Raw genomic sequence first — 7,464 nt, 5'->3', positions numbered from 1 at the left:
CGGGCAGAACCCAGGTCAGGATCATGGGCAGAACCCAGGTCAGGATCATGGGCAGAACCCAGGTCAGGATCCCGGGCAGAACCCAGGTCAGGATCCCGGGCAGAACCCAGGTCAGGATCATGGGCAGAACCCAGGTCAGGATCATGGGCAGAACCCAGGTCAGGATCCCGGGCTGAATCCCGCTAAAAGCCGCCCGGGGTGTCCCGATGAAGAAAACAGGTGCCGGTCTATTTCAATGCCTGCTCCAGGTCGGCCTTCAGATCCTCCACATCTTCAATGCCCACCGACAACCTGATCAGCTCTTCAGAGATTCCCTCTTCTTTTCGCCCTTCAGGCCCCAGGTGCCTGTGTGAGGTGTGGGCCGGGGAACTGCAGATGGACTCCAGTCCGCCGAGACTTATGGAGGGTTTGATCAGTTTCAGCCTCTTCTGATAGCCTGTTCCATCCTTACCACTGACTTCGAAGGAGAGCATTCCGCCAAAACCCGTCATCTGCCTGGCAGCAATTTCATGCCCCGGATGCCCGCTGAGGCCCGGATAGTTCACCTGACTGACGGCCTGGTGGGCTTCCAGGAAATGGGCCAGTTTCATCGCATTTTCATTGATCCGTTCCACGCGCAGGTACATGGTTTTCAGGCTGCGTTCCAGCAGGTACAGGGTTATGGCATTCAGAGATCCGCCAAAATTTAAGCCGGTTTGATGGACCTGCTTCATGAGATCTTCCCTTCCTGCCACGGCCCCGGCCTGGATATCGCTGTGTCCGCCCATGTACTTGGTGGCACTGTGAACCACCAGATCAATGCCCAATCCGGCAGGCTGCTGGTTCACCGGCGAAGCAAAGGTGTTATCAATGACCGATATCAGGCCCCGTTTTTTTGCCATCCGGGCCACGGCTAAAATATCTGTGATACGGAGCAGCGGATTGGAGGGGGTTTCGATATAAACCAGCCTGGTATTTTCCCGGATGCAGGACTCCAGGTCGACGGCCAATTGACTGGACGCTATGGTACATTCAATGCCAAAGCGTTCAAATTCCCTTTCCAGAAAATGGGTAGTGCCTCCGTAAAGACCTTTCTGGAAGACTGCATGATCACCCTTTCCCAGGAAGGAGAAGAGCACAGCGGAGATGGCCGCCATTCCGGAACTGAAAACCAGTGCACTATCCGTGTTTTCGAGCGAGGCAATCTTTTCGGCCACTGCCTTCTCATTGGGGGTGTTCAGATAACGGGGATAAATGGTATCCGGCTGATCGATATATCCGAATGAGGTGGAGGTATAAATGGGGGAGTTGATTCCCATATGGACCCCATCGGCTATGGTGCCTGCATGAACGCACCTGGTTGGGAATCTATCCACGGAGCAGTTTTTTCATGGCCGCCACATTACGCGGATTAATCACTTTCTTGGATTCAGCCGTGTAGAGGTACTCAAACAGCTCCTTATAATGCTCCTCCACCCTGGGTCGTATCACCTTGTAGGTGGGATTCATTAATTTGTTTTCAATGGTAAATCCTTCCTCCAGGATCCCGATATTGGCCGGAATCCAGCGCTGGGGAAACAGATCCCCGTATTTCCCGTTTTTCCGGTACTCCCTGATCTCCTTGTCCAACAAGGTGAGGCAGGCTTCAATGCCCTCCTCTGAATCAGCTGAGAGCCCTTTCCCTTTCAGGAACCTGAGCAGGGCATCTTTGCCGGGATGCACCAGCGCGGTGGTATAAGGGTTCTGATTGTTGTGCAGCAGTGCCTGGCTGATATATTCAGACTGGTCCGTAAAGGATTCCTCGATTCCCTCGGGACTGAATTTTTCCCCGTCATCGGCAATAAGAAGGCTCTTGTAGCGGCCCAGAACATAGAGAAAGCCATCCGGATCCAGGTAGCCCATATCGCCGGTAAAGAGCCAGCCGTCCCTGATGGTTTCCGCGGTGGCTTCTTCGTTTTTCCAGTAACCTTTCATTACATTTTCGCCTCTGACCACGATCTCTCCCTTTTCCCCCGGAGGAAGCTCAAGCCCTTCGTCATTACAAATCTTCACCTCCATGCTTTCCGGGATCTTTCCCGATGAGCCCATTTTGTAAGCATCCACGCTGTTGGCACTAATAATGGGACTGGCTTCGGTAAGCCCGTAACCCTGGTACATGGGGATCCCCAGGGCGTAATAGAAGCGCTGTAGTTCAATGTCAAGCAGTGCGCCTCCTCCAACAAAGAATTTCATGTTTCCACCCAGTCCTACCCTGACTTTTTTGAAGACCACGGCATCGAAGAGGGCGTAGAGGGGCTTGAGCAAAACTTTCATGCCCCGCCCCTTGTCCCAGGCAATGCCATTGTACCTGTAGGCAATTTTCATCCCGGTCTGGAACAGTTTCCAGGTGAAATCCCCCTTGGCCCTCACACCGCTTTCAATGTTGTTGCGAAAGTTCTTGGCAATGGTGGGTACGGAGAACATCAGGTCCGGTTTGATCTCTTTAATATTCTTTCCAATGTTCCTGGTGGTCTCGATGGCATTCTTACCCATTTCCAGGGCATACATGCTGGCTCCTACGGCCATGACTGTGAAGATGCCTGCGGTATGTGTGAAACTATGATCCCAGGGCAGGAAAAGAAAGAGCCGGTAATCCGACGGAATGCTGATAACAGTCAGCGCCTGCCCGGTATTGGAGGCATAGTTATTATGACTCAGCATAATTCCCTTTGGATCGGCGGTGGTGCCCGAAGTGTAGCAGATATTGGCCACATCATCTCCGCTCACGGATCCATACACTTTCTTAAAGGATTCCGGATCTTTTTCAAGGAGTTTCCTTCCCTGTTCCATGATGTCCCCCATATAAAGTTCATCCTTCCCGTACTCCTCTTTGGGGTCCATCAGAATGATCTTCTCCAGGAGTGGCAGCTCTTTTTTAATGGTCTCTATTTTCCTGGCCTGGCTGGCGGAAACCACCACCATTCTGGATTCGGAATGTTTGATCCGGAACTTCAGGTCTGCGGGTTCATTCAGCTGAATGGAAATGGGCACATTGATGGCGCCCAGATAGAACATGCCCATCTCGGCCACCACCCACCAGGTGCGTCCCTCAGCAAGCAGGGTTATGCGGTCTCCCTTTTCGATCCCCAGGCTCATCAAGCCGGCAGCGAACTGGTAAACCTGTTCCCGCATCTGGCCATAGGAAGTAGACCGGTAAGCTCCATCGTGTTTCTCCCACATATAAGGGCTATCGGTATATTTATCAACGTTTTCTTCAAAAAACTGAACGAGTGATTTCATAAGCAGATCATTGAAATGTATGAACAAGGAAAGATATGAAGATAGTTACTATAACTCGATAATCTGCTCCCGGTCGGGGCCTACGGATACATATTTCACAGGTACCTTCAGTTCCTTTTCCAGGAAGGCAATGTACTCCTTCAGCTCTCCGGGAAACTGTTCCTTGGAACGTACTCCCGTAAGGTCGGTATTCCATCCGGTCATCTCTGTGTATACAGGCAGGACTTCGGCATTCAGATCAAAGGGCATCTGGTCTGTCAGTTCACCATTAACCGAATAGGCCGTGGCTACTTTAATCACATCAAAGGTGTCCAGTACATCGGTTTTGGTCATAATCAGCTGGGTGACTCCGTTGAGCATCAGGGAATACTTAAGTGCTACCAGGTCAAGCCATCCGCATCTGCGCGGCCGCCCGGTGGTAGATCCAAACTCCTTTCCAAGGTCCCTCAGCCTTTCACCCTCCTCATCCAACAGTTCGGAGGGAAAAGGTCCGCTGCCCACCCGTGTGCAATAAGCCTTGAATATCCCATAAACCTCTCCAATGGCAGAAGGGGCTACACCCATGCCGGTACAGGCGCCTGCACAAATGGTATTGGAGGATGTCACAAAGGGATAGGATCCGAAATCAATATCAAGGAGGGTTCCCTGTGCACCTTCGGCCAGGATACTCTTCTCCTGTTCCATGAAGCGAAAAATCTCATATTCCGTGTCGACCCGTTTGAATTTCCGGATGACTTCAATAGCTTCGAAAAACTTTTCCTCATCGTCCAGGCTGTATTCATAATCGTAAAGCTTCAGCAATTGCATATGCTTGGCTTTAAGTGCTTCATATTTTTGCCTGAAGTTGAGCTCAATATCGCCTACCCTTAAGCCGTTACGTCCGGTTTTATCCATGTAGGTTGGTCCGATTCCCTTCAGGGTGGATCCAATTTTGGACGTGCCTTTGGCAGCTTCGGATGCCGCATCCAGGATTCTGTGGGTGGGCAGAATCAGGTGAGCCTTTTTTGAGATCCAGAGGTTTTTGGTCAGATCTACCCCCATGTTTTCCAGCGATTCGATTTCGCGCCTGAAAACAATGGGATCCAGTACCACTCCATTGGCAATAATATTCAGCTTATCTTCCCTGAAAATCCCGGACGGAATGTTGTGAAGGATATGCTTGATGTTGTTAAATTCCAGAGTGTGTCCTGCATTCGGGCCGCCCTGAAACCGGGTGATTACATCGTAGCGGGGGGTTAATACATCCACTATTTTACCTTTTCCTTCATCTCCCCACTGGAGACCTAAGAGAACATCAATTTTCATAAATTCCGAGATTTCTTTAGCACAAAATTGCCGGGTTGCCGGTATTAAACACGGATAAAATTAAGAAAAAAACCAGTACCTATTTGTTCCCGTCCTGGCCAAACTTGCTCCTTCCGTAGATATAAATCGAATGGTGACTGGGTGTAAAGTTATTGAGTTCGCATGCCGTCTTGATAATCTCTTCGATCCTGGGGTCGCAAAACTCAATCACATTTCCCGAGTCCATGTCGATCAGGTGATCGTGTTGCATGCAACGGTATGCCTTCTCGAACTGGGCAATATTTTTACCAAACTGGTGCTTCACTACCAGGCTGCAATCCAACAGTAATTCAATGGTGTTGTATAATGTGGCCCTGCTAACCCGGTAGTTTTTGTTCTTCATAAAGATATAGAGCGACTCTATATCAAAGTGACCGTCCCGGGAGTATATCTCATCCAGAATGGCATAGCGTTCGGGCGTTTTTCGGTGCCCTTTTCTTTCCAGGTAATCTGTGAAGATTTGTTTGACAGTCTCTTTGGTCTCCTCTTGCACCATACTTAGTCTAAGTATAAATTACATCGCAAGATAATAATAATTTTAATTTAGAACAGATAAAGGGAGAATTTTACTCATTCACATCAACCCGGTGCACCGATTCCACTCCACGAAGCTTTATAAGGTTTAAAATCAAGTTATTAAGGTCTTTAGTGTTGTGTACATAAAGGTCAATGGTGCCATTGAAAATCCCATCGTGCCCATGCAGGTTTATGGTTCGCATGCTGATGTTTAGTTCTTTGGTGATGGTGTTTGTGATGGAATTATAAACACCAAAACGATCCCAGCCATTTATCTGGATCCTGGCCAGGTAGGAGAGTACCTTGTGCTGGGTCCACTTGGCTGCCACCAGTTTGTCTCCCTGGCTCGACATAATCTTCACCGCTGTATTGCAGTCGGTCCGGTGAACCAGTACGGTGCCATCATCCTGACGCACTGCAACTACCTCATCGCCTGGAATGGGGCTGCAGCATTTGGCCAGATAATAGGAACTCTCTTCATTCCCAACACTTTCACGCAGGATCAGGGTCCCCCTGGAATCATATTTCTCTTTGTTCTCTGTTTTTTTCTGAGACCGGCCCACCGACAGGTCCCATACTCTCACCCATTTATTTTTGGTGTTCTTGCTGAGTATCTCCTTCAGATCGTCCAGGGTGATGATTCCGCTTCCTATTTTTGAGTAAAGTTCGTCCTTGTGTGTGGAGTCATAGGCTGGCACCAGCTTCTTCAGGATTCTTGAACTGGGGGTCAGATTGAGTTCTTTCAGCTTGTCGATCAGAATCTGTTTCCCCACCTCTGTGCGGTTTTTGGTCTCCGCTTTCAGAGCATTTTTTATGGAGCTTTTGGCTTTGACCGTGGTAACAAACTGATTCCACTCCATGGTAGGCTTCTGTACATCGGAGGAGAGAATCTCCACCTGGTCGCCACTGCTCAGAATGTGGCTGAGCGGGACCAGCCGGTGGTTGACTTTGGCTCCAATGGCTTTATTTCCGATTTCCGTGTGGATCTCGTAGGCAAAATCCAGGGCTGTGGCATCTTTCGGGAGAGTGATGATGTGGCCTTTGGGGGTAAAGACCATGATCTCCGACGAGAAGAGGTTCAGTTTAAAATCGTCCAGAAACTCCAGCGCATCTGCAGACGGGGTCTCCAGGGTCTCCCTGATTCGCTTGATCCATTTATCCAGTTCCGATTCCGGGGAGCTCTTGTCCTTGTATTTCCAGTGAGCTGCAAATCCCCTTTCGGCAATCTCATTCATTCGCCTGGAACGGATCTGCACCTCCATCCATTTCCCGTTAGACCCCATGACCGTAGTATGCAATGCCTCATATCCATTAGCCTTGGGCGTCGATACCCAGTCCCGGATCCGTTCCGGCTTGGGTGCATAGATATCCGTGATGATGGAGTAGATATTCCAGCATTGGGTCTTCTCCGGAACGTCTGGTTTAGGCTCGAAGACGATACGGATGGCGAAGAGGTCGTAAATCTCTTCGAAGGAGACATTTTTCTGGTGCATCTTCTGCCAGATCGAATAGATCGATTTGGGCCTTCCCGAAATATCGAAAGTAAAGTGGTTCTTATCCAGTGCATCAATGATGGGAAGGGAGAAGTGGTTGATCATGTGCAGCCGGCGCTCTTCGGTCAGTTTTATTTTTTCGGATACTTCGTTGTATACTTCCGGGTACCTGTACTTCAGACTGAGATCTTCCAGTTCTGTTTTTAGCATGTGAAGGCCCAGCCTGTGGGCCAGTGGAGCATACAGGTAGATCGTCTCACCGGCAATTTTGATCTGCTTATTCCGGGGGAGAGAGCCGAGGGTGCGCATATTGTGCAAACGGTCTGCCAGTTTAATAAAGATGACCCTCACATCATCGGAGAGAGTGAGCAGCATTTTCCGGAAATTTTCAGCCTGAAGCGAGTTGGATTCCTTGTCAAAGACTCCGGAAATCTTAGTGAGACCGTCAACGATGGATGCAATCTTCTTCCCAAAGGCATTCTCGATGTCCTCCATGGTCAGATCGGTATCTTCCACCACATCATGCAGGATGGCACATACGGTACTGGTGACTCCCAGCCCTATCTCCTGGCTCACAATAAGGGCTACCTGCAGGGGGTGTATGATAAAAGGCTCACCCGACTTTCTCCGTGTGCCCTTATGTGCCTCATTGGCCATCTTGAATGCCTTCCGGATCAATTTTTCATCTTTGGCCGACTTGCAGTTGGAACAGTTTTGAATTAACTCTTCAAGGAGCTTATTAATCTTTTGTTCTTCTATGAGTACCTGTTCTTCCATATGTGTCTTTCGTCCGGATGGACCTCCCCCGCAAAATTAGTGATTTAAGAGAAAGAGTATGATTAAGTGGATTTTT

The 7,464-nt window shown here is 49.4% G+C and carries 5 protein-coding genes; all 5 read right to left on the bottom strand.

The genetic code is table 11. The annotated features are described in order from the left end of the window. Positions 1 to 227: 227 nt before the first annotated feature. The 5 genes from P1P86_13025 to P1P86_13005 all read right to left on the bottom strand — a co-directional run bounded on the left by P1P86_13025 (position 228) and on the right by P1P86_13005 (position 7,388). Positions 228 to 1,355, bottom strand: a complete 1,128-nt coding sequence (locus tag P1P86_13025) for an aminotransferase class I/II-fold pyridoxal phosphate-dependent enzyme (protein MDF1576103.1) — start codon at positions 1,353 to 1,355, stop codon at positions 228 to 230. Further along, complete coding sequence (locus P1P86_13020; protein MDF1576102.1) at positions 1,348 to 3,258, bottom strand: AMP-binding protein; 1,911 nt, start codon at positions 3,256 to 3,258, stop codon at positions 1,348 to 1,350. Before P1P86_13020 ends, P1P86_13025 begins: the two co-directional genes overlap by 8 nt. Before the next feature lie 48 nt (positions 3,259 to 3,306). Beyond that, positions 3,307 to 4,563, bottom strand: a complete 1,257-nt coding sequence (locus tag P1P86_13015; GenBank protein MDF1576101.1) for an adenylosuccinate synthase — start codon at positions 4,561 to 4,563, stop codon at positions 3,307 to 3,309. A gap of 79 nt (positions 4,564 to 4,642) precedes the next feature. Continuing rightward, positions 4,643 to 5,098, bottom strand: coding sequence for a transcriptional repressor (locus P1P86_13010; GenBank protein MDF1576100.1), 456 nt, complete (start codon positions 5,096 to 5,098; stop codon positions 4,643 to 4,645). A gap of 70 nt (positions 5,099 to 5,168) precedes the next feature. Continuing rightward, positions 5,169 to 7,388, bottom strand: a complete 2,220-nt coding sequence (locus P1P86_13005; protein ID MDF1576099.1) for a RelA/SpoT family protein — start codon at positions 7,386 to 7,388, stop codon at positions 5,169 to 5,171. Between the last annotated feature and the right edge of the window lie 76 nt (positions 7,389 to 7,464).

The sequence above is a fragment of the Bacteroidales bacterium genome, assembly GCA_029210725.1.
Classification (GTDB): domain Bacteria; phylum Bacteroidota; class Bacteroidia; order Bacteroidales.
Note: the sequence above shows the minus strand (reverse complement) of the source record. Positions and strands in the feature narration are given on the sequence as shown.